Genomic DNA, 18769 nt, shown 5'->3' with positions numbered 1-18769 from the left:
GCGTGAAAGGGACGCTACCGAGGGTTACTGCGCTGCGCTGGGGAAACGGGGGAGGTGGCGCAGGAACGCTGACCAGGCGTCGGCGGAGAGCGGGAGGTGGGTGGCGGGCGACTTGCTGTCGCGGAGGCCCACGCCGTGGCCGACCTCGACGCAGTTGTTGCTGCTCCCGCTGTAGCTGCTCTTGCGCCAGGCGGTCATTGGAGGCCCTCCAAGATGTTGTCGATCACCGCCCTCGATTCTTCCTCACTCAGGGCTACGGCCGCGAGCGCCGACAGGATGTCCTCGTGGATCTTGATGGTCTCCGGATCGTCGAAGAAGAGGCAGTAGTTGACGCTGTCCGCGTAGACCACCGGTGGGTACTTCGGGAACTTCATCAGGCAGAAGTCACCGCAGGTGCCCGCGTGCACGCCTGCCGACCGGGGAACGATCCGGATGCTGATGTACTTCCGCACCGACATCCTGAGCAGGTGGGCCAGTTGTTCGCGCCACACCTCGATGCTGCCGACCTGGAGTTCGAGCGCCTGTTCGTGCACGAGGAAGACGAACTTCCGGCCGGGTTCGAGGATGTCCGCGCGGGCCGCCCTGGCGGCGGCGACCGCAGGGACGTCCTCGGCGTCGATCACCGGCGAGCTCGCGGTGACGACGTAACCGTATTCGGGCGTCTGCACCAGGCCGGGCACGAGGATCATCGACCAGGTGGTGACCTCATCAGCGTCCTGCTCGTGCTCGATCAGCGTGCGTACCTGGTCCGGTACGACGTCTTTCGGCATCCGCAGCCAGGCGTTGCCCGACTCGCTGAACAACGCCAGCAGGTGTTCTCGTTCCTCGACCGTGGCCTGGCAGTAGCCGAGCAGGAGGATGACGTCCTGCTCGGTCACGCCGCCTTTGCCGAGCGTCATGTCCGAGATCTTGGCTTCCTGCCAGCCGAGCAGTTCGGCGAGCCTGCGGTGGGTGTGGCCGGTCCTCGCGATGATGGCGCGGACGCTGCCACCGAACTCCCGGCCCACCACGCTGGACGATCTTTTGGGCATGAAGGGAAAGCTAGGCCTGGCAGGTCATTCCTCGCCAATGTTTCCGGCCGAATGTGCCTGAAGGTAGGACGCGTGGAGCGGCTCCATGTTTCGGATGATCTTCCCGGTCGGGGTACGGGGAAGCGTGTCCATCACGTGGATGTGTTGGGGGAGCTTGAACTCCGCGAGTCTTTCGGCGCACCACTGCGACAACGCCTGCGCGGTGAGCGTGTCGCTCGGAGTTCCCACGTAGGCTCGGATCTCCGGGCCCACGGCCACCGCCTCGGTGACGTGCGGGTGTCCACGTAGGACTTGTTCGACCTCGGTCAGGTCCACCTTGTTGCCGCGCACCACGACCAGCGAGTCGGCGCGGCCCAGCAGGCGCAGTTCGCCGTCGGTCGTGAACTCACCTCGGTCGCCGGTGCGGAACCAGCCGCCGGAGAAGCGTGCCGGGTCGTTCGCGTACAGGTAGGGCGACCAGGGCAGCGCCACCTCGACCAGGCCGTCCCGCACTCGGGCTGTGATGCCGGGCATCGGCCGACCTACGGACGGGCGCAGGGTGCCTGAGACGGCCATGGTCAGCGCGCCGGTTTCGGTGGTGCCGAAGCATTCGCCCACCGGGAAGCCGTACACGTCGAGGAATCGGGAGGCCACGTCCTGCAGCATGAGCTCGCCGCCGGCGAACGCGCCCCGCACGGTGCTCAGCGCGGAGCGGTCGGGGGAGGAGGCCAGCAGGTCGAAGTGGAACGGGAGGCCGGTGATGAAGTCGACCTTGTGAACACGTGCCTGGTGCAGGACGTCTGACGCCGCAGGGCTTGCGGCGAACACCAGGTGCACGGCTGCCGCGAGGGAGTGCAGCAGGCCGCCGATCAGACCGAAGCTGTGGGCCGGGGAGTTGAGGAGCAGCAGGCGTTCGCCGTGGTGTGGCATACCTGCGGAGGCGGAGAAGCGGGCTACCTCGTCGACCAGCGACTGGGTGGTGCGGCCGATCACCTTCGGGCGGCCGGTCGAGCCGGAGCTGAACTGCACCAGGCGGTGCGGGGTGGCTGCGGGGAGGCCGTCCACAGGAGAAGCCACGAGGCCGTAGCGCTCCTGGAAGCCGGGAGCGACCTCGCCGCTGGGGTGCACGAGGAACTCCGGGCGGGTCAACGAGTGCAGGACGTGGGCCTCGGACGGCGTCAGGCGGTGGTCGATCGAGATGACCTGGGCGCCGAGGCTCCACAACGCGAGCACGGCTTCGAGGTGGCTGAAGCTCGGCGGCACCTGGACGGCGACGGTGCTGCCGTCGCCGATTCCCACTGCGGCGAAACGAAGGGCGTGCGCCGCCACGTCGGCGCGGAGTAGGCCGTGCGTGACTGTGTTGCGGTGGCTGAAGATCGGCACCTCGTCGCCGTGGCGGTGCAGGAGGCCGGTGATGAACGCGCGCATGTCAGGACTCCTTGCAGAACTCGCCGATCGGCAGGCCCACGTGCCGTTGCTCGGACGTGACGTACCCGAGCAACTGGTCGCCGGGGCGGAGCTCCGTCACGTTCAGCACCTTGCCGCCCGGGCCCAGGACGCGGACGTGCCAGTCGTCCTGGACCATCAGGTCGACCACGACGCCTTCCGGCGATCGTGCGGTGATGGTGAGCATCGGGCGGGACTCGAGTTTCGCCCTGCCCACGGTGATCTCGCGGGTGCGTCCCTCGGAGTCCACGGCCAGGACCTTGCTGCCGGAGCGCAGTTCGGACAGGTAGTTGGTGCGGTTCGCCGGGCCCAGCACGTACGAGTGCAGTGCGCCCGCGTTGACCCGGAACGGGCGGGTCGGCATGTATGGCAACGGATGCGTCTCGCTGCAGCAGAGGATGAAGCCCGAGGAGAACGAGCCGACGAGGATGCCTTCGTCCTCGCGGAAGTGCGAGGCGGTGTCGACGCAGACGCGGTCGCCGAGGCCGTTGTGGGTCAGCGACTCGACGGTCAAGGTGGTCAGTTCCAACGGCGGAGAGGCCGCTTCCAGCAGGCGGGCCAGCTGGAACACGTCCGAAGCATCGGAGGGTGCGAGCAACACACCGTCCGAGCCGTGTTCCAGGCACTCCAGGACGATCGCGGCCTCGACGAGGTCGGAGACGACGGTGATCAGCTTGCCCGGTGCGCCGTCCGCGGCCGCGATCACGATCTCGAGGGGGATCTTCGTCGGGTCGGTGAACGCGACGACGGTGTGGTCGAGCCGTTGTGCTGCGGCACAGGCGAGTTTGAGCGTGCGGTCGTCGCTGACCGTCACGAAAGCGGAGCCGGAAGGCAACCGGTCGAGGTCGTCCACCGGCGTGATCACCAGATGGGGGCTGTCGGTCGGCTCGGAGACCAGCAGCACTCGGGTGATCGTCGGGGGCAGGCCGTCCAGCAGTGCGGGATCGTCCGCGACGACTCCGGCGACGCGGCTGTGCACGGCCGCGTCGATCACCGCGGTCCGGTGCTCCTCGGCGACGGTTCTGAGGTCGATCCAGGCGAACTTCACCGGTTCTCCAAAGCTGTCAGTGCATGGATGAGACTTGCGTCGGTGGGCGCGTGGACGATCGACGCCAGTTCCGCCACCAGCGGCATCGGTGCCGGTGAGGTGAAGACCCGTCGTCCCACGGCGAGGCCCGCACAGCCCGCGGCCATCGCGACGCGGGCGTGTCCGGCGAGGCTGTGCGCGGAGGCCGGGCCGCCCGCGACGATCACGGGAATCGGGCAGCTCTCCACCACGTCGGCCGTGTCCTCGGCCGGGTGCGCGAGGTTCGTCTTGACGATGTCCGCGCCCAGGTCCGCCGCGATGTTGACGACGTGCGCGAGGAGAGCGGGGTCGCGAGGGTCGCCGACACGTGGCCCGCGTGCGTAGGCCATCACGACCAACGGGACGTTCCACGAGTCGCACGCCGCCGCGACCCTGCCGAGGTCGGTGAGCTGGCGCGCTTCCGTGTCGGAGCCGATGTTGACGTGCACGCTCACCGCGTCGGCGCCGAGCCGCAACGCCTCGTCGACCTCGCCGACGATCACCTTGGCGTTGGCATCGGCCATGTGCGCGGTGCCGGCGCTGAGGTGCACGATCAACGCGCATCCGCCCAGCACCAACGGGTCGATGGTGCGCACTCGTCCTTTGTGGACGATGACGGCATCGGCGCCGCCCTGCACGACGGCGCGGATGAGCTCGTTCCACCGGTCCCGCGGCACCACCGGTCCGTCCGACACGCTGTGGTCCAACGGCACGAAGAGGTACCTGTCGTCGTGCGGACGGGAAAGGCGTCGCAGCCGCAACGCTTTCCTCATGGCGCTCACACCCCTGCGGTCGTTTGGTGGTCAACAGGAGCCTGGGGCAGCCCGAGCGCGCAGCGGCAGGTGTGAGCTGTCGATAACTGCGGAGTTATCGGCCGGACAGAGCAATCACCCTTGCTACGGCGACAGAGCGTGATCTGGTGACACCCGCGTGGCCGTGTTCGTTGCCAAACAACTGCTTTAGGCTTCCTCGGTGCGAATGGAGCTGAGGCATCTGCACGTGGTGCTGACCGTGGCGCGGGCGGGCAGCATCAGCCGCGCCGCCTCTCAGATGAAGATCGCCCAGGCCGGGCTCACCACCCAGGTGAGGCGGATCGAGGCGAGTCTCGGCGGCCCGTTGTTCCTGCGCAGCACCGAAGGCGTCGAACTGACCGAGCTGGGCCGCCACGTCGTGCTGCGGGCCCAGGACCTGGTCGAACGGTTCGACGACCTGCTCGTCACCTCGCGCAAGCTGGCCGAACGCGGCGACTGCGGCATCCGGCTCGGAGGGGTCGCCGGCTCACCGACGGCGTTGCTGGTCGGGGTGGTCCGCGAGGTGCTGCCGGGCCTGCCGCAGACCACGCACATCGAACGCGGCGGTGACGCCGTGCTGGAACTCGTGCGCACGGGCGACCTCGACCTGGCCCTGGTGGTCGAGTTCCCGCGCCGTCCGTTGCGGTTCCCGAAGACCGTCGGCCTCCGTGGCCTCGTCACGGAACGCATGCTGGTCGGTGTCCCGGCAGGCCACCGGTTGTCCGGGCGCAGCGAGGTGTTGCTGTCCGAGCTCGCCGGAGAGGAGTGGGTCGTGCCGGACGAGAACCACGGCGGACGGCTGAACCTCGAACTCGCCTGCGAGGCCGTCGGGTTCACGCCCCGGTGCGCGCACTTCGGTGTCGACCTGGCCCAGGCGGCGGAACTGGTGCGCTCCACCGGTGCCGTGGCGGGGTTCTTCCCCGGTCACGAACTGCCGGGCGTGCTGCTCAAGCCGATCATCGGCAACCCGCTGCACCGGCGGATCTCGCTGGTGTGGCACGCCGACGCCGCCGAGCACGTGGACGACGTGCACGCCGGCCTGCTGCGCGCCTACCACGAGCGGACGCCGCACTCGGGCCGGCTGCTGGCGTCATGACCTGCTGGGCCTCGGCGCTTCCGGCCCCAGCACGTCGACCGCCGCCAGCCAGGCCGCGCCCGCCGCACCCTCCGTCGCCATGATCACCGGAGCGTTGCACCGCGCGACCAGTTCTTCTTTCAGGTGCGTGCCGACGGGCGTCTTGATCAGGCTGCCGACCAGCACGATCGGTGACGTGTCGGACGGTTCGCGCACGGCGGTGGCCGTGTCGGCGAGCAGGCGGGCGGCGGAGGCCACGATCGCCAGCGCCTCCGGATCGCCGTGGTGGTAGGCGGAACTCACCAGGGGCGCGAACTGGGCGAGCGTGATCGGCGGCTGCGAGTTGACCGCGGTGATCAGCTGGCCGCGGTTGCGCGCACCGGCGGTGGTCAGCACGGCGGTCGCCAGGCCTTCCAGGGGCGCGTCCAGGTCGAGGAGCTTCACCGTGGCGCGGACGGCCTCGCGGCCCAGCCAGAACGCCGAACCGTCGTCACCGATCAGCCAGCCGTAGCCGCCGGACTGGCCGACCATGCGGTGGGCGGTGATGCGGCCCGCGATGGAACCGGTGCCCGCCACCAGGACCGTGCCGTCGGGGGCGGACGTGCCCGTGGCGAACGCGGCCTCGCAGTCGGTGACCACGCGCATCGGGCAGTGCAGCCCCGCGCGTTCCCAGGCTGCTTGGAAGAGCTCCAAGACGGCAGGGTCGGTCATCCGGGAGGCCCCCGCCATGCCCAGGACGCCGGAGCGGACCCTGCGGGAGTCGAGGCCGTCCAACGCTTCCGCCAGCGCCTCGCCGATGTGGGCGGCGGCCACGGCGGGTGGGTGCGAGTTGGGGTTCGCGCCGCCCGCCAGGCCCTGGCCCAGGCGGGCGCCGTCGAGTCCGAGCACCAGTGCCCTGGTGGACGTGCCGCCAGCGTCGAGTCCCACGACCAGATCCATAACGACCGAGTATGCCGAGAGACGCCCAGCTGAGGCACGCCCAACCGGGTGTCACCTCACGACGGCCCGGTCACCCGTCGCGTTGTGGTGGAACAACACCAGCGAACCGGGCGGGACCAGATCACCCGGACGTACCACTGTGGACAGTGAGGGGACGATCAGGCCGTAGTCGAACGTGGCCGCGGGGACGACGTCGACCAGGTCGTCCTCGTCCGCCGGCGCGGTGTAACGGCTCTGCACGCCGACGGTGTAGGTCACCGGACCGGGTGGCAGCACCGACCGCGACACGGGCAGCACCACGACGTCGCTGTCGAACACGTTCGTGTCGGTCGAGCCGTCGAACCCGTTCAACGGCTGCTCGTCCAGGACCTCGTCCGAACCGGCCACCTTCGTCCGCGCGAGCCAGACGTCGGCGGTCACGTCACCGCCGGCGTTGGTCGGCTTCACGGCCGTGGTCACGAACTCCTTGCCACCCACCGAGAACCGCACCTGCGGCTTGGTGTTGCTGCCCATGTTCGCCCAGGTGTCCCAGGTCGCGACGCCGAACGCCAGCAGGTCGGGGGTCGCCGTCGCACCGGCGTACCGCAGGTCGCCGCCGCGGGCCGTGCGGTTCACGGCGCAGTCGTCCTGCACCTCCGGACCGCACGAAGGCAGCCGGCCGGAACGCGCGCCGAGCTGCAGCACGGTCATCCGCGACTGGTAACCGGGCTGGTCGAGGCCACGGCCCGCGACCCTGTCCCCGGACACGCTCAGGCGGGACACCGGCTTCGGCGCCGCGTAGACGGGCACGTGCAGCGAGCGGTCACCCGTGAACGTCACCAGCCCGGACGCCTCCGCCAGGAACTGACGCCCCTCGTCGAGCGAGACCGTGGGGTCGGGCGTCTTGCGCAACGCGGCGAGGTTCGAGATCCGCAGCTGCACGGGCACCGACGCCGATCCACCCGGCGGCAGCACGACATGAGGCTCGGTGATTCGGAAGGACACCCCGGGCACGCTGGTGATCGGCTCGTACCGAGCACGCAGGCGGACGGTCTGCGAGCCCTTGTTGACCAGCTCGAGAGTGCGGCTCATCCGCACCGCACCGCCCACCTCGACCGTGCCGAACGACGCGTCGCCCAGCGCCAGCACGTCCGCCGACAGGGCGGCGAGTCCGTCGACCCGGCCCGCGCCGACCCGCATCGGGGCCTCCCGCACGCCCTTCGAGTCCCTGATCACGCCGGACGCGGTGTTCATCAGCGCGGCCTTGACCTCCGCGACCGTCCACTCCGGATGGACCTCGCGCAGCAGCGCGGCGATGCCGGCGACGTGCGGTGACGCCATCGACGTGCCGCCCATCGACACCCCTGCGGAGGCCGTTCCGGTGGCGGCGGAGAAGATCGTGTCGCCGGGCGCGGCCACCGCGATCGACGAACGCGAGCGCGACGACGAGGGCGTGATGGTGTCCTGGATCGCGGGTTCGACGAACGGCACCGCGACCTTCAACGCCGAGGTCAGGTGCGCGGTCAGCGTGCCGGCCTCCAGCGCCGGACGCAGCGCCGCGGACGCCGCCGCCGTCAGCTGGAACGCGGGGATGTGCGCGTTTCCGGCGATTCCGGCCGCGAACACCGGCAACGTGGTCGGCAGCAGCACCCCGGCGGCCCCGGCGTTCCAGGCGTTGTCCGTGCGGGCACCCGAACCGCAGGCGCGCGTGGCGTCGTTGTCGTCCCACTCCAGCCAGACGATCTTCCCGGCGAGCGCCTCCGGGATCGGCTTGCAGCCGTCCACATCGGACGAAAGCCGCACGACGGGCAACGTCAGGTCGAAGGAGCCCTTGAAGTTCTGGCTGTACTGGCCCGCGTACTGCTTCCCGGCGACCTCGAGCCCGTCCAGCATCGAGAACGAGTCGCGGCTGTTCGCCACGGAGATCGCCTCGGGCGAGTTGCCGGGAGATCCGGACACGTCGTAGAAGTCGCCACCGTTGCCGGCCGCCGCGACCACCACCACACCGTGCTCCACGAGCTTGCGCACGAACAGTGAGTCCGGGTCGTCCGGGGCGCCGAAGTCGCCGCCCAGCGACAGGTTCACGACGTCGAGCTTGTCGGAGAAGTCGCCGTCGCCGTCGGGGTCGAGCGCCCAGTCGAGCGCCCGCGCCGTCAGGTTCGTGCCGCCCTCGCAGCCGAACACCTTCAACGCGTAGAGCGAGGCGCGAGGGGCCGTACCAGGGCCGATCTTCAGTGAGTCGAGGTCGACCGACGAGTAGGAACCGCGGTAGGTCGTGCCGTCGGCGTTGACCCCGTACCCGGCCGCGGTGCCGGCGACGTGCGTGCCGTGGCCCCCGCAGTCCACCGGGTCGGCGTCGGGCTCGGGGATCGACTCGGGCGTGCCGGTGTAGGCGTCGCCCGCGAAGTCGTAGCCGCCGACGACCTTGGCGCTCGGGAACGTGCCGCCGCCGAAGTCCGCGTGCCGGTAGTCGATGCCGGTGTCGATCACACCGATCCGCACGCCGTCACCGAACCTCCCCAGCGACTTCCACACGTCGGACGTCCGGGTGAGCCGGACGGCGTGCGCGTTCGCGAGCTTCTTGGGGACCATCCGGTGGACCGCTTTGACCTCGGGCATGCGCGCCAGGGTGGACAGGCGCGACCGGTCCGCCGCGAGGACGACGCCGGGCACCGCGTTGGTCGTTCGGGCGACTTCCCGGCCGCCGGACCGGGAGACGACCCGGGACGTGTGCTCCGAGGTCTGATCCCGGGCTGAACGGGCCTGCGCCGCCGTGCCCGAATCAACGGCTGCGCCCGAGGTCAGCTCCACGAAAACGGTTACAGTCTCGACCGGGGCCACCGGTGCGAGCAGTGCGCCCGCCAGCAGTGACGCGGCCAGCAAATTCATGATCAACTCCTCCTATTCATCGGACGACTTCAGGCTGAGCCCTAGACGCGGACGGTGTCGCGGGGCTATACATCCGATGTATTTCGTAGGTGTGAGCAGAGGAGGAACGGCCGTGCAGTTCTTGCGTCTGGGGCCGGTCGGTGACGAGCGTCCTGCGGTCAGGACCGGCGACGGGACCACGTACGACCTCCTGCCGATCACGCCGGACATCGACGGAGCTTTCCTCGCGAACGACGGCGTGGCGCGCGTGCGTGCCGCCCTCGAAGCCGGTGAGCTGGAGGTCCTGGACACCGCCGGCCTGCGCGTCGGTTCGCCGCTCGTGCATCCGGGCAAGGTCATCTGCATCGGCCTCAACTACCGCGACCACGCGGAGGAGACCGGCGCGGACATCCCCGGCGAGCCGGTGATGTTCCTCAAGACGCCGGACACGATCGTCGGCCCGTACGACGAGGTGCTCGTCCCGCGCCGGTCCGTGAAGACCGACTGGGAGGTCGAGCTCGGCGTCGTCATCGGGCGCACCGCTCGTTACCTGGAGTCCGAAGAGGACGCTCTGGCGTGCGTCGGCGCGTACGTGCTCTCGCACGACGTCTCCGAGCGCGAGTTCCAGATCGAACGCGGCGGGACGTGGGACAAGGGCAAGAACTGCGAGACGTTCAACCCGCTCGGCCCCTTCCTCGTGCCCGCCGGCGAGATCGCCGACCCGCAGAGCCTGGAAATGCGGCTCTGGGTGAACGGCGAGATCAAGCAGAACTCCTCCACCAAGAACATGATCTTCCCGATCGCGGAGATCGTGCGCTACCTCAGCCAGTTCCTTGTCCTTCGTCCGGGTGACGTCATCAACACGGGTACACCCGCTGGTGTCGCGCTCGGCCAGCCGGAGCCCAAGCCGTACCTGCGGGCCGGCGACGTGGTCGAGCTGGAGATCGAAGGCCTCGGCAAGCAACGCCAGACCCTCGGGCAGGCCTGACCCATGCCCAAGATCACCGCACTGGACGTCCTGGACATCCGGTTCCCGACGTCACGTGAGCTCGACGGCTCCGACGCGATGAACCCGGACCCGGACTACTCGGCCGCCTACGTCGTGCTGCGGACCGACGACGGACCGGAGGGCCACGGGCTCGCGTTCACCATCGGCCGCGGCAACGACGTGCAGGCCGCCGCCATCAAGGCACTGGCGCCGCACGTCGTCGGCAAGGACGTGCCGGAGAACGCGAAAGCGCTGGCGGAGCTGTACTTCGAGCTCATCGGCGACTCGCAGATCCGCTGGCTCGGCCCCGAGAAGGGCGTCGCGCACATGGCGATCGGCGCCGTCGTCAACGCGGCCTGGGACCTCGCCGCCCGACGCGCCGGGCTGCCGGTCTGGAGGTTCCTCGCCCAGATGACGCCCGAGGAGATCGTCAGCCTCGTCGACTTCCGGTACCTGAGCGACGCGTTGACGCCGGACGAGGCGCTGCAGATCCTGCGCGAGGTCGAGCACGGCAAGGCCGAGCGCGCGGACACCATCGCCCGCGACGGCTACCCGGCCTACACGACGTCGCCGGGCTGGCTCGGCTACTCCGACGAGAAGCTCGCCGGACTCGCCCGCCAGGCCCTCGCCGACGGCTTCGACATGATCAAGCTCAAGGTCGGCGGCAGCCTCGACGACGACGTCCGCCGGATGAAGCTCGCCCGCGAGGTCGTCGGCGAGGACACCCGCGTGGCGGTCGACGCGAACCAGCGCTGGGACGTCGACACGGCCGTCCGCTGGATGCGCGAACTGGCGCCGTACGACCCGTACTGGATCGAGGAGCCCACCTCGCCGGACGACGTGCTGGCGCACCGCGCGATCGCCGACGCGCTGGCCCCGATCCGGGTCGCCACCGGCGAGCACGTGCAGAACCGCGTGATCTTCAAGCAGCTCCTGCAGGCAGGCGCCATCGACGTGCTCCAGCTCGACGCCTGCCGGGTCGCGGGCGTGAACGAGAACATCGCGATCCTGTTGCTGGCCAGGAAGTTCGACATCCCGGTGTGCCCGCACGCCGGCGGCGTCGGCCTGTGCGAGCTGGTCAGGCACCTGTCGTTCTTCGACTACGTCGCGGTGTCCGGGGAGGTCGGCGACCGCGTGATCGAGTGGGTCGACCACCTGCACGAGCACTTCCTGGACCCGGCCGTCGTCGAACGCGGTCGTTACCTGGCGCCGACCGAGCCGGGGTTCTCCGCCCAGCTCAGGGAACAGACGCTGACCGACTACGTCTACCCCGGCGGTCCTGTGTGGACGGCACTGGAGGGCGAGGATGACTGACTTCGAAGGACTCGTCGCCGTCGTCACGGGCGGAGCGTCCGGCATCGGCCTCGCGACGGCGAACCTGCTGGCGTCGCGGGGTGCCACGGCCGTCGCGCTCGATCTCAACCCGGACGTCAAGGATCCACTGGCCGGCATTCGCGCGGACGTGTCGGACGACGAGAGCGTCAAGGCCGCCATCGACGAGGTCGTCGAGCGGTTCGGACGGCTCGACGTCGTGGTCAACAACGCGGGCATCGGCGCGCAGGGCGACGTGACGGCCAACGACGACGCCCAGTGGTCGAAGGTGCTCGACGTCAACGTGCTGGGCATGGTCCGCGTCTCGCGGGCCGCGCTGCCGCACCTGCGGAACTCGCCGGCCGCGGCGATCGTCAACACCTGCTCCATCGCTGCCTGGGCCGGGCTCCCGCAGCGTGCTCTCTACTCGGCCAGCAAGGGCGCGGTGTACTCGCTCACGCTCGCCATGGCCGCCGACCACGTCCGCGAGGGCATTCGCGTCAACGCGGTCGCCCCCGGCACGGCGGACACCCCGTGGGTGGGCCGCCTGCTCGACTCGGCACCGGACCCCGCCGCCGAGCGGGCTGCGTTGGAGGCACGCCAGCCGCACGGCCGGCTCGTCTCCGCCGATGAGGTCGCGGGAGCCATCGCCTACCTGGCGAGCCCGCTTTCGGGTTCCACCGCCGGCACGGTCCTCGCCGTCGACGGTGGCATGCACGGCCTGCGCTTGCGTCCCCAGCAGTCATGAAAGGCAAGACAACGATGAAGCGTCGCAACCTCACCGCCGCGGTGTGCCTCGCGCTCGCCGGTGCACTGGCACTGTCCGCCTGTGGTGGCGGGACAACGGGTGCCGGAGCCGGTGGCGTCGGTCCGATCGGTGCCGACCACCCGCGCGCCGACACCGACTTCTGGAACTCCTACATCAAGTACTTCCCGGACAAGGCCAAGGACCTCGGCATCAACCTGCTGAACCCCACCAACTCGCAGAACAAGGTGGAGAACCTGGTCGCCAACGCGCAGTCGCTGCAGTCGCTGGGGGCCAAGGCGATCATCATGGCGCCGCAGGACACCGGCGCCATCGCGTCCACTTTGGACCGCCTGGAGAAGGCGAACATCCCCGTCGTCACCGTCGACACCCGTCCCGACAAGGGCAAGACCTACATGGTCGTGCGCGCGGACAACAAGGCGTACGGCGAGAAGGCCTGCAAGTTCCTCGGCGACAAGCTGGGTGGCAAGGGCAAGGTCGTCGAGTTCCAGGGCGCGCTGGCGTCGGTCAACGGCCGTGACCGCTCCGAGGCGTTCGCCGCCTGCATGAAGAAGGACTACCCCGGCATCACGGTGTTCGAGGAGCCGACCGACTGGGAGGGCCCGAAGGCGTCCGCGGCCCTGCAGACCAGGCTGAACCAGCACCCTGACATCAACGGCATCTACATGCAGGCCGGTGGCGCGTTCCTCACGCCGACGCTGCAGGTGTTGCGGCAGAAGAACCTGATCGTCCCGCCGACCGACCCGAAGCACATCTTCATCGTCTCCAACGACGGCATCCCGCAGGAGCTGGAGGCGATCCGCAAGGGCGAGATCGACGCGACCGTCTCGCAGCCGGCCGACCTGTACGCGCAGTGGGCGCTCTTCTACGCGAAGGCCGCCGTCGAGGGCAAGACGTTCCAGCCCGGCAAGACCGACCACGACTCCACCATCGTCGACACCGGCGGCGGCCGCCTGGAGGACCAGCTCCCGGCCCCGCTGATCACCAAGGAGAACGTCGACGACAAGGCGTTCTGGGGAAACCAGATCTGATGAACGAATTCGCGGCTGTCGCGCGTGGCGTGACGAAGAGGTTCGGGCGGACGCTCGCGTTGGACGACGTGGGCATCGAGATCCGTGCCGGTGAGTCGCACGCGCTCGTCGGTCGCAACGGCGCGGGCAAGTCGACGCTGGTCTCCGTCCTCACCGGCATGCAGGCGCCGGACGCGGGCGAGGTCACGTTCTTCGGCGAACCCGCGCCGCCCGTCGCGGACAGCGCGGCCTGGCGCCGGCACGTCGCCTGCGTGTACCAGAAGTCGACGGTCGTGCCGGAGCTCTCCGTCGCCGAGAACCTGTTCATCAACCGGCAGGACCTCGGCGGCGGGCTGATCAGCTGGAAGAAGCTGCGTTCGGAGGCTTCTTCCTTGCTGGAGACCTACGACGTCGCGGTGCGGCCGGACGCGCTGGTGTCCACGCTGACCGTGGAACAGCGGCAACTGGTCGAGATCGCGCGGGCGTTGTCGATCGGCTCGCGGTTCGTGATCCTCGACGAACCGACCGCGCAGCTCGACGGCCCGGCGATCGAGCGGCTGTTCGACCGGATGAGGTCGTTGCAGGACAGGGGAGTGACGTTCCTCTTCATCTCCCACCACCTGCAGGAGGTCTACGAGGTCTGCCAGACGGTGACGGTCTACCGCGACGCGCGGCACATCGTCACCGCCGCGGTGGCCGAGATGTCGAAGCCCGACCTGATCGAGGCGATGACCGGTGAGGCCGGTGGGCTCAACGTGCCCAGCGGCGACGGCCGGCCCTCCTCGGCCGAAGAGGTGCTGACGGTCGCTTCGTTGAGCGGCGACCACTTCTCGGACATCTCGCTGTCGGCGACCCGCGGCGAGGTCATCGGGCTCGCGGGCAGTGCGTCTTCGGGCAAGCACGAATTCGCCGAGACCGTGTACGGGCTGCGCAAGCCGTCTCTCGGCACGATCTCGGTGAACGGTGCCGCGGTGCGCGGCGGTGACGTTCCGGCTGCTCTTCGAGCCGGAATCGGCTGTGTGCCGCGGGATCGGCACCACCAGGGGCTCGTGCTGGACCTCTCGATCGCGGAGAACGCGACGATGAGCACGGCCGGTGCGTTCGTGTGGCCGTCGGCTCAGCGGGCGGCGGGCGGCACGGCGATCGCGTCCTACGACGTCAAGGCCGCCGGGCCGGACCAGCCGGTGTCCGACCTGTCCGGCGGCAACCAGCAGAAGGTCGTGATGGCCCGTGCGCTGGCAGGTGACCCGTCCGTGCTGGTGCTGATCAACCCGACCGCGGGTGTCGACGTGAAGTCGAAGGAGTCGCTGCTCGGGGTCGTCGACGCGCAGGCGCGGCGGGGTAAGGCGGCGATCGTCGTCTCGGACGAGCTGGACGACCTGCGGGTCTGCGACCGCGTGCTGGTGCTGTTCCACGGCCAGGTCGTGAAGGAGTTCAGCCGCGGCTGGCGCGATCAGGAACTGATTTCGGCGATCGAGGGAATGAGCACGGAATGACCAAGGCCATGACTCCGCCGGTCGCGGCGACCGCGCCCTCGGAGAAGCAGAAGTTCCGGCTGGCGCGCTACCAGGACCTCGCGCTGGTCCCGGTGATCATCCTGCTGCTGGTCGTCGGGGCGGTCCTCTCGCCGATCTTCCTGACGCCGAACAACCTGATCGCCGTGCTGACCCAGCAGAGCGAGCTGTCGTTGCTGGTGCTGGGCCAGGCGATGATCCTGATCGTCGGCAAGATGGACCTGTCCCTGGAATCCACGGTCGGTCTCGCGCCCGCGCTGGCCGTCGCGTTGATCATCCCGTCGTCGGCCGGCGGGCTGGACGTCGGTCTGGCCGCGTGGCTCGCGCTGCCGTTGTGCGTCCTGATCGGCGTCGCGATCGGTGGCCTGAACGGGTTCCTGATCCTCAAGGTCGGGCTGTCCGGGTTCATGGTGACGCTGGGCATGCTGACGATGCTGCGCGGTCTGCAGCTCGCGATCACCGAGGGCAAGTCGCTGATCGACGTGCCGGAGTCGTTCCTGTACCTGGGTTCCACGACGTGGCTCGGGCTGCCGGCGGCGGTGTGGATCTGCATCGTCTGTTACGCCGTGGGCATCTTCGTGCTGAAGTACCTGCGCGCCGGACGTTCGCTGTACGCGATCGGCGGCAACTCGGAGGCCGCGCGGGCCGCCGGCATCCGGGTCGACCGGGTGGTGTGGATCGTGCTGATCATCGGTTCGGTGCTGGCCGTGATCGCGGGCATCCTGATGACCGGACGGCTCGGCTCGGTGGCGGCCACGCAGGGCGAGGGCATGATCTTCCAGGTCTTCGCGGCCGCGGTGATCGGTGGCATCTCGTTGAACGGCGGCAAGGGCACGCTGTTCGGTGCGCTGTCCGGCGTGCTGATGCTGGGGCTCGTGGAGCAGATCCTGCGGTTGCAGGGCGTGTCCGGCTTCTACATCAAGGCGTCGTACGGTGCGGTGATCATCCTCGCGCTGATCGTGACGCGGTTCGCCACCGGGCAGAAGCAGGAGTGAGCGTTGGAGACCGTTGCGCTGCACACCCGGCTTCGCGAGGGACGCGAGGCCGACTACGACCGCATCCACGCGACGATTCCCCAGGAGCTGGACGCGGCGTTGCGCGAGGCCGGGGTGTGGTCGTGGCGGATCTGGCGTTCTGGGCGCGAGCTCTTCCACCTCGTCGAGGTGGATGACTACCGCGCGATGCGCGCGCATCTGGCCGCGCACCCCGCCAACGTTCCGTGGCAGGCTCAGATGGCGGAACTGCTGGAGGTCGAGGACGACTACTCCGGTGCCGAACCCGATGTGCGACTCGTGTGGGAGCTGCCGTGAAGGTCGCTGTGTCTCGTCTTGGCTTCGGTGGTGCGCCGATCGGCAACCTGTACCGGGAGGTGTCCGACGAGGAGGCCCTGGGTGCGGTCGAGGCGGCGTGGCAGGCGGGCGTCCGCTACTTCGACACCGCGCCGCACTACGGGCTCGGGCTGTCGGAACGCCGGGTGGGGCTGGGCTTGGCCGGACGGCCTCGCGACGAGTACGTGATCTCCACGAAGGTCGGGCGGGTGCTGGAACCGTTCGACGGCGAAGGGCTTCTTGACGACGAGGGTTTCGCGGTGCCTCGTTCGTTCCGCCGTGTCCGGGACTACTCGGCCGACGGCGTGAAGCGGTCGCTTGAGTCCTCTTTGGAGCGTCTCGGGACCGACCGGGTCGAGATCGTCTACATCCACGACCCCGACGACTACTGGGACGTGGCGTTCTCCGAGGCCTATCCGGCGCTGGAGTCGTTGCGGTCGCAGGGCGTCGTGGACGCGATCGGTGTCGGCATGAACCAGTGGGAGATGCCGGAGCGGTTCGTCCGCGAGACCGACGTCGACGTGGTGATGCTGGCCGGGCGGTACACGTTGCTGGAGCAACCTTCGCTGCCCTCGTTCTTGCCTTTGTGCCTTGAGCGCGGTGTTTCCGTTGTGGCGTGCGGGGTGTTCAACTCAGGGCTGCTGTCGAAGCCAGTGGTCGCCGCCGACTCGAAGTACGACTACGAGGAGGCGCCCACCGCCCTGGTGGCGCGGGCTCGCGCGATCGCCGAGGTGTGCACGCGGCACGGGGCGACGTTGCCGGAGGCGGCGATCCAGTTCGCTCTCGGGCATCCGGCGGTGGTGTCGGTCGTGATCGGGGCGCGCAACGCCGCGCAGATGACCTCGAACGCCGCCTCCTTCTCGGCGTCGATCCCCGCCGGGCTGTGGGAGGAGCTGAAGTCGTTGGGACTGCTGGGTGAGGAGGTTCCGACGCCGTGATCGTCGACGCTCACCACCACCTGTGGGACCTGTCGGTGCGGGACCAGGACTGGATCACCGATCCACCGATGGGCGTGATCCGGCGGTCGTTCCTGGAACCCGACTTCGTCGCCGTGGCTTCGGAGGTGTCCGCATCCGTGCTGGTGCAGACGGTGTGCGTACCGGAGGAGACGCCGGAGTTCCTGGCCGTCGCGGCCTCTTCGGACGTCGTCGGTGCCGTGGTGGGCTGGGTCGACCTGACGTCTGCGGGTGTCGGTGACGCGTTGACCGCGTTGGTGGACTCGCCCGACGGCTCGTGGCTGCGCGGGATCCGCCACCAGGTGCAGGGTGAGCCCGACCCGGAGTGGTTGTGCCGCAAGGACGTGTGGAACGGGCTGGCGGCGGTCGGGGCGCACGGGCTGGTCTACGAGCTGCTGACGTTGCCGCACCAGATGCCGGCCGCGCGCCGGACCGTGGCGGCGTTGCCGCAGGTGGGGTTCGTGGTGGACCACTGCTCGAAGCCCGCGATCGGAACGGATCCGGGGGAGTGGGCCGCGTCGATCCGCTCGCTGGCCGCCCACGAGAACGTGACGTGCAAGCTGTCCGGACTGGTCACCGAGGCGGACTGGGAGTCGTGGAGCGTTGCTGACCTGCGCCCGTACTTCGAGGTCGTGCTGGACGCGTTCGGGCCCGGGCGGCTGATGTTCGGCTCGGACTGGCCCGTGTGCCTGCTGGCGGCCACCTACGACGAGTGGCTGGACGCTGCTCGGGAACTGGTCTCCGAGCTGTCACCCGACGAGCAGGCCGCGATCTTCTCGGGCACTGCTCGCCGGGTCTACGGGCTCTAGAACAGCGCCTTCAGCTCGTTGATCAGCTCCGGGGTCGCGCCGGCGAGTGGTTCGCGGACCGGTCCGGAGGGCAGGCCGAGCAGGTTCAGAGCGGCCTTGACGGCGACCGCGCCGGGCTCGCGGGTCATGATCGCGGTGATCACCGGCAACAGCGCCTGGTGGCGGCGCAGGGCTTCCTTGTTGTCGCCTTCGTCGTAGGCGTCGAGCATCGCCTTGATCTCGTTGCCGACGACGTGACCGACGGTGCTGACCGTGCCGACGCCACCGATCGAGTACAGCGGCAGGATCAGCTCGTCGTTGCCGGAGTAGTAGTCGAGGCCGGTCTCGGCGATCACGCGGGCGGTCGCGAGCAGGTCGACCTTGCAGTCCTTCACGCCGACGATCCGCGGGTGCTCCGACAGCTTCAGCAGCGTCTCGGTGTCGATCGCGGTGCCCGTGCGGCCGGGGATGTCGTAGAGCAGCGCCGGGAGGCCGGTCGCGTTCGCCACCTGCCGGAAGTGGTTCTCGACGCCTTCCTGCGTGGGCTTGCTGTAGTACGGCGTGACGACGAGCAGGCCGTCCGCGCCGCTGGTCTCCGCCTGGTGGGCCAGCTCGATGGTGTGCCGCGTGGAGTTGGTGCCGACGCCCGCGAGGATCTGCGTGCGGTCGCCGACGGCCTCCTGCACGGCCCTGATGATCTGCGTCTTCTCGGCGTCGGTGGTCGTGGGCGCCTCGCCGGTCGTGCCGTTGACGACCAGCCCGTCCGCGCCACCCTTGTCGACGAGGTGCGCCGCCAGCTCCTGCGCACCCTTGAGGTCCAGGTCACCGTCGGGGGTGAACGGGGTGACCATCGCTACCAGCACTCGTCCGAACATGACTCCAGCGTGGCTCTAGTCTTCGCAAAGTTCCAGTTAGAAGTTCTGCTCGGAACGTT

At 69.4% G+C, this 18769-nt stretch carries 18 protein-coding genes; 10 read left to right on the top strand and 8 right to left on the bottom strand.

Annotated features, from left to right (window positions below; genetic code table 11):
- Positions 1-24: 24 nt before the first annotated feature.
- Genes IEY88_RS19640 through IEY88_RS19620 form a run of 5 tightly spaced genes read right to left on the bottom strand, consistent with a single transcriptional unit; the run spans position 25 to position 4295 of the window.
- A complete protein-coding gene (locus IEY88_RS19640) occupies positions 25-198 on the bottom strand; it encodes a DUF397 domain-containing protein (RefSeq protein ID WP_189156242.1) in 174 nt (57 codons plus the stop codon).
- Positions 195-1031: a helix-turn-helix domain-containing protein gene (locus tag IEY88_RS19635; RefSeq protein ID WP_189156241.1), complete on the bottom strand. Its 837-nt coding sequence runs from the start codon at positions 1029-1031 to the stop codon at positions 195-197. The genes IEY88_RS19640 and IEY88_RS19635 overlap by 4 nt, the downstream gene beginning before the upstream one ends.
- A 24-nt stretch (positions 1032-1055) precedes the next feature.
- Positions 1056-2438, bottom strand: a complete 1383-nt coding sequence (locus IEY88_RS19630) for a class I adenylate-forming enzyme family protein (protein WP_189156240.1) — start codon at positions 2436-2438, stop codon at positions 1056-1058.
- A 1-nt stretch (position 2439) separates the two neighbouring features.
- Entirely contained in the window at positions 2440-3504 is a 1065-nt protein-coding gene (locus IEY88_RS19625) for a 3-dehydroquinate synthase II family protein (RefSeq protein ID WP_189156239.1), read from the bottom strand.
- Positions 3501-4295: a 2-amino-3,7-dideoxy-D-threo-hept-6-ulosonate synthase gene (locus IEY88_RS19620; protein ID WP_189156238.1), complete on the bottom strand. Its 795-nt coding sequence runs from the start codon at positions 4293-4295 to the stop codon at positions 3501-3503. Before IEY88_RS19620 ends, IEY88_RS19625 begins: the two co-directional genes overlap by 4 nt.
- A 205-nt stretch (positions 4296-4500) precedes the next feature.
- Between IEY88_RS19620 and IEY88_RS19615 the strand changes: the two genes are divergently transcribed.
- Entirely contained in the window at positions 4501-5409 is a 909-nt protein-coding gene (locus IEY88_RS19615) for a LysR family transcriptional regulator (protein WP_229693617.1), read from the top strand.
- Here IEY88_RS19615 and IEY88_RS19610 read toward each other — a convergent pair.
- Both IEY88_RS19610 and IEY88_RS19605 read right to left on the bottom strand, forming a co-directional pair.
- On the bottom strand, positions 5404-6315 hold the full coding sequence (locus tag IEY88_RS19610) for an N-acetylglucosamine kinase (protein ID WP_308426000.1): 912 nt from the start codon (positions 6313-6315) through the stop codon (positions 5404-5406). The genes IEY88_RS19615 and IEY88_RS19610 overlap by 6 nt on opposite strands.
- A gap of 63 nt (positions 6316-6378) precedes the next feature.
- Positions 6379-9195 carry a S8 family serine peptidase gene (locus tag IEY88_RS19605; RefSeq protein WP_189156235.1) on the bottom strand — a complete coding sequence of 939 codons (2817 nt, stop codon included), beginning with the start codon at positions 9193-9195 and terminating at the stop codon, positions 6379-6381.
- A gap of 112 nt (positions 9196-9307) precedes the next feature.
- Between IEY88_RS19605 and IEY88_RS19600 the strand changes: the two genes are divergently transcribed.
- Genes IEY88_RS19600 through IEY88_RS19560 form a run of 9 tightly spaced genes read left to right on the top strand, consistent with a single transcriptional unit; the run spans position 9308 to position 17856 of the window.
- Entirely contained in the window at positions 9308-10162 is an 855-nt protein-coding gene (locus IEY88_RS19600; protein ID WP_189156234.1) for a fumarylacetoacetate hydrolase family protein, read from the top strand.
- Positions 10163-10165: 3 nt separating this feature from the next.
- Positions 10166-11476 carry an enolase C-terminal domain-like protein gene (locus tag IEY88_RS19595; RefSeq protein ID WP_189156233.1) on the top strand — a complete coding sequence of 437 codons (1311 nt, stop codon included), beginning with the start codon at positions 10166-10168 and terminating at the stop codon, positions 11474-11476.
- Entirely contained in the window at positions 11469-12221 is a 753-nt protein-coding gene (locus tag IEY88_RS19590) for an SDR family NAD(P)-dependent oxidoreductase (protein WP_189156232.1), read from the top strand. Before IEY88_RS19595 ends, IEY88_RS19590 begins: the two co-directional genes overlap by 8 nt.
- A gap of 14 nt (positions 12222-12235) precedes the next feature.
- Positions 12236-13270 carry a sugar ABC transporter substrate-binding protein gene (locus IEY88_RS19585; protein ID WP_189156231.1) on the top strand — a complete coding sequence of 345 codons (1035 nt, stop codon included), beginning with the start codon at positions 12236-12238 and terminating at the stop codon, positions 13268-13270.
- Positions 13270-14745 carry a sugar ABC transporter ATP-binding protein gene (locus tag IEY88_RS19580; protein ID WP_189156230.1) on the top strand — a complete coding sequence of 492 codons (1476 nt, stop codon included), beginning with the start codon at positions 13270-13272 and terminating at the stop codon, positions 14743-14745. Before IEY88_RS19585 ends, IEY88_RS19580 begins: the two co-directional genes overlap by 1 nt.
- On the top strand, positions 14742-15758 hold the full coding sequence (locus IEY88_RS19575) for an ABC transporter permease (RefSeq protein WP_229693559.1): 1017 nt from the start codon (positions 14742-14744) through the stop codon (positions 15756-15758). Before IEY88_RS19580 ends, IEY88_RS19575 begins: the two co-directional genes overlap by 4 nt.
- Before the next feature lie 3 nt (positions 15759-15761).
- On the top strand, positions 15762-16073 hold the full coding sequence (locus tag IEY88_RS19570) for an L-rhamnose mutarotase (protein ID WP_189156229.1): 312 nt from the start codon (positions 15762-15764) through the stop codon (positions 16071-16073).
- On the top strand, positions 16070-17029 hold the full coding sequence (locus tag IEY88_RS19565) for an aldo/keto reductase (RefSeq protein ID WP_189156228.1): 960 nt from the start codon (positions 16070-16072) through the stop codon (positions 17027-17029). Before IEY88_RS19570 ends, IEY88_RS19565 begins: the two co-directional genes overlap by 4 nt.
- Positions 17026-17856 (top strand): amidohydrolase family protein, encoded by an 831-nt coding sequence (locus tag IEY88_RS19560; protein ID WP_189156227.1) that lies wholly within the window; start codon positions 17026-17028, stop codon positions 17854-17856. The genes IEY88_RS19565 and IEY88_RS19560 overlap by 4 nt, the downstream gene beginning before the upstream one ends.
- On the opposite strand, the gene dapA is transcribed toward IEY88_RS19560, so the two are convergent.
- Positions 17853-18710, bottom strand: a complete 858-nt coding sequence (dapA, locus tag IEY88_RS19555) for a 4-hydroxy-tetrahydrodipicolinate synthase (protein ID WP_189156226.1) — start codon at positions 18708-18710, stop codon at positions 17853-17855. The two genes, IEY88_RS19560 and dapA, sit on opposite strands and share 4 nt — an antisense overlap.
- Positions 18711-18769: the final 59 nt, after the last annotated feature.

Source organism: Lentzea pudingi (assembly GCF_014646255.1).
In the GTDB taxonomy this organism is placed as follows: Bacteria; Actinomycetota; Actinomycetes; order Mycobacteriales; family Pseudonocardiaceae; genus Lentzea; species Lentzea pudingi.
This window is presented reverse-complemented; position numbering and strand designations above follow the sequence as displayed.

Coding starts and splice junctions, on each gene's coding strand:
- IEY88_RS19640 (WP_189156242.1), bottom strand. CDS start 198: ATGACCGCCTGGCGCAAGAGCAGCTACAGCGGGAGCAGCAACAACTGC.
- IEY88_RS19635 (WP_189156241.1), bottom strand. CDS start 1,031: ATGCCCAAAAGATCGTCCAGCGTGGTGGGCCGGGAGTTCGGTGGCAGC.
- IEY88_RS19630 (WP_189156240.1), bottom strand. CDS start 2,438: ATGCGCGCGTTCATCACCGGCCTCCTGCACCGCCACGGCGACGAGGTG.
- IEY88_RS19620 (WP_189156238.1), bottom strand. CDS start 4,295: ATGAGGAAAGCGTTGCGGCTGCGACGCCTTTCCCGTCCGCACGACGAC.
- IEY88_RS19615 (WP_229693617.1), top strand. CDS start 4,501: ATGGAGCTGAGGCATCTGCACGTGGTGCTGACCGTGGCGCGGGCGGGC.
- IEY88_RS19605 (WP_189156235.1), bottom strand. CDS start 9,195: ATGAATTTGCTGGCCGCGTCACTGCTGGCGGGCGCACTGCTCGCACCG.
- IEY88_RS19595 (WP_189156233.1), top strand. CDS start 10,166: ATGCCCAAGATCACCGCACTGGACGTCCTGGACATCCGGTTCCCGACG.
- IEY88_RS19590 (WP_189156232.1), top strand. CDS start 11,469: ATGACTGACTTCGAAGGACTCGTCGCCGTCGTCACGGGCGGAGCGTCC.
- IEY88_RS19585 (WP_189156231.1), top strand. CDS start 12,236: ATGAAGCGTCGCAACCTCACCGCCGCGGTGTGCCTCGCGCTCGCCGGT.
- IEY88_RS19580 (WP_189156230.1), top strand. CDS start 13,270: ATGAACGAATTCGCGGCTGTCGCGCGTGGCGTGACGAAGAGGTTCGGG.
- IEY88_RS19575 (WP_229693559.1), top strand. CDS start 14,742: ATGACCAAGGCCATGACTCCGCCGGTCGCGGCGACCGCGCCCTCGGAG.
- dapA (WP_189156226.1), bottom strand. CDS start 18,710: ATGTTCGGACGAGTGCTGGTAGCGATGGTCACCCCGTTCACCCCCGAC.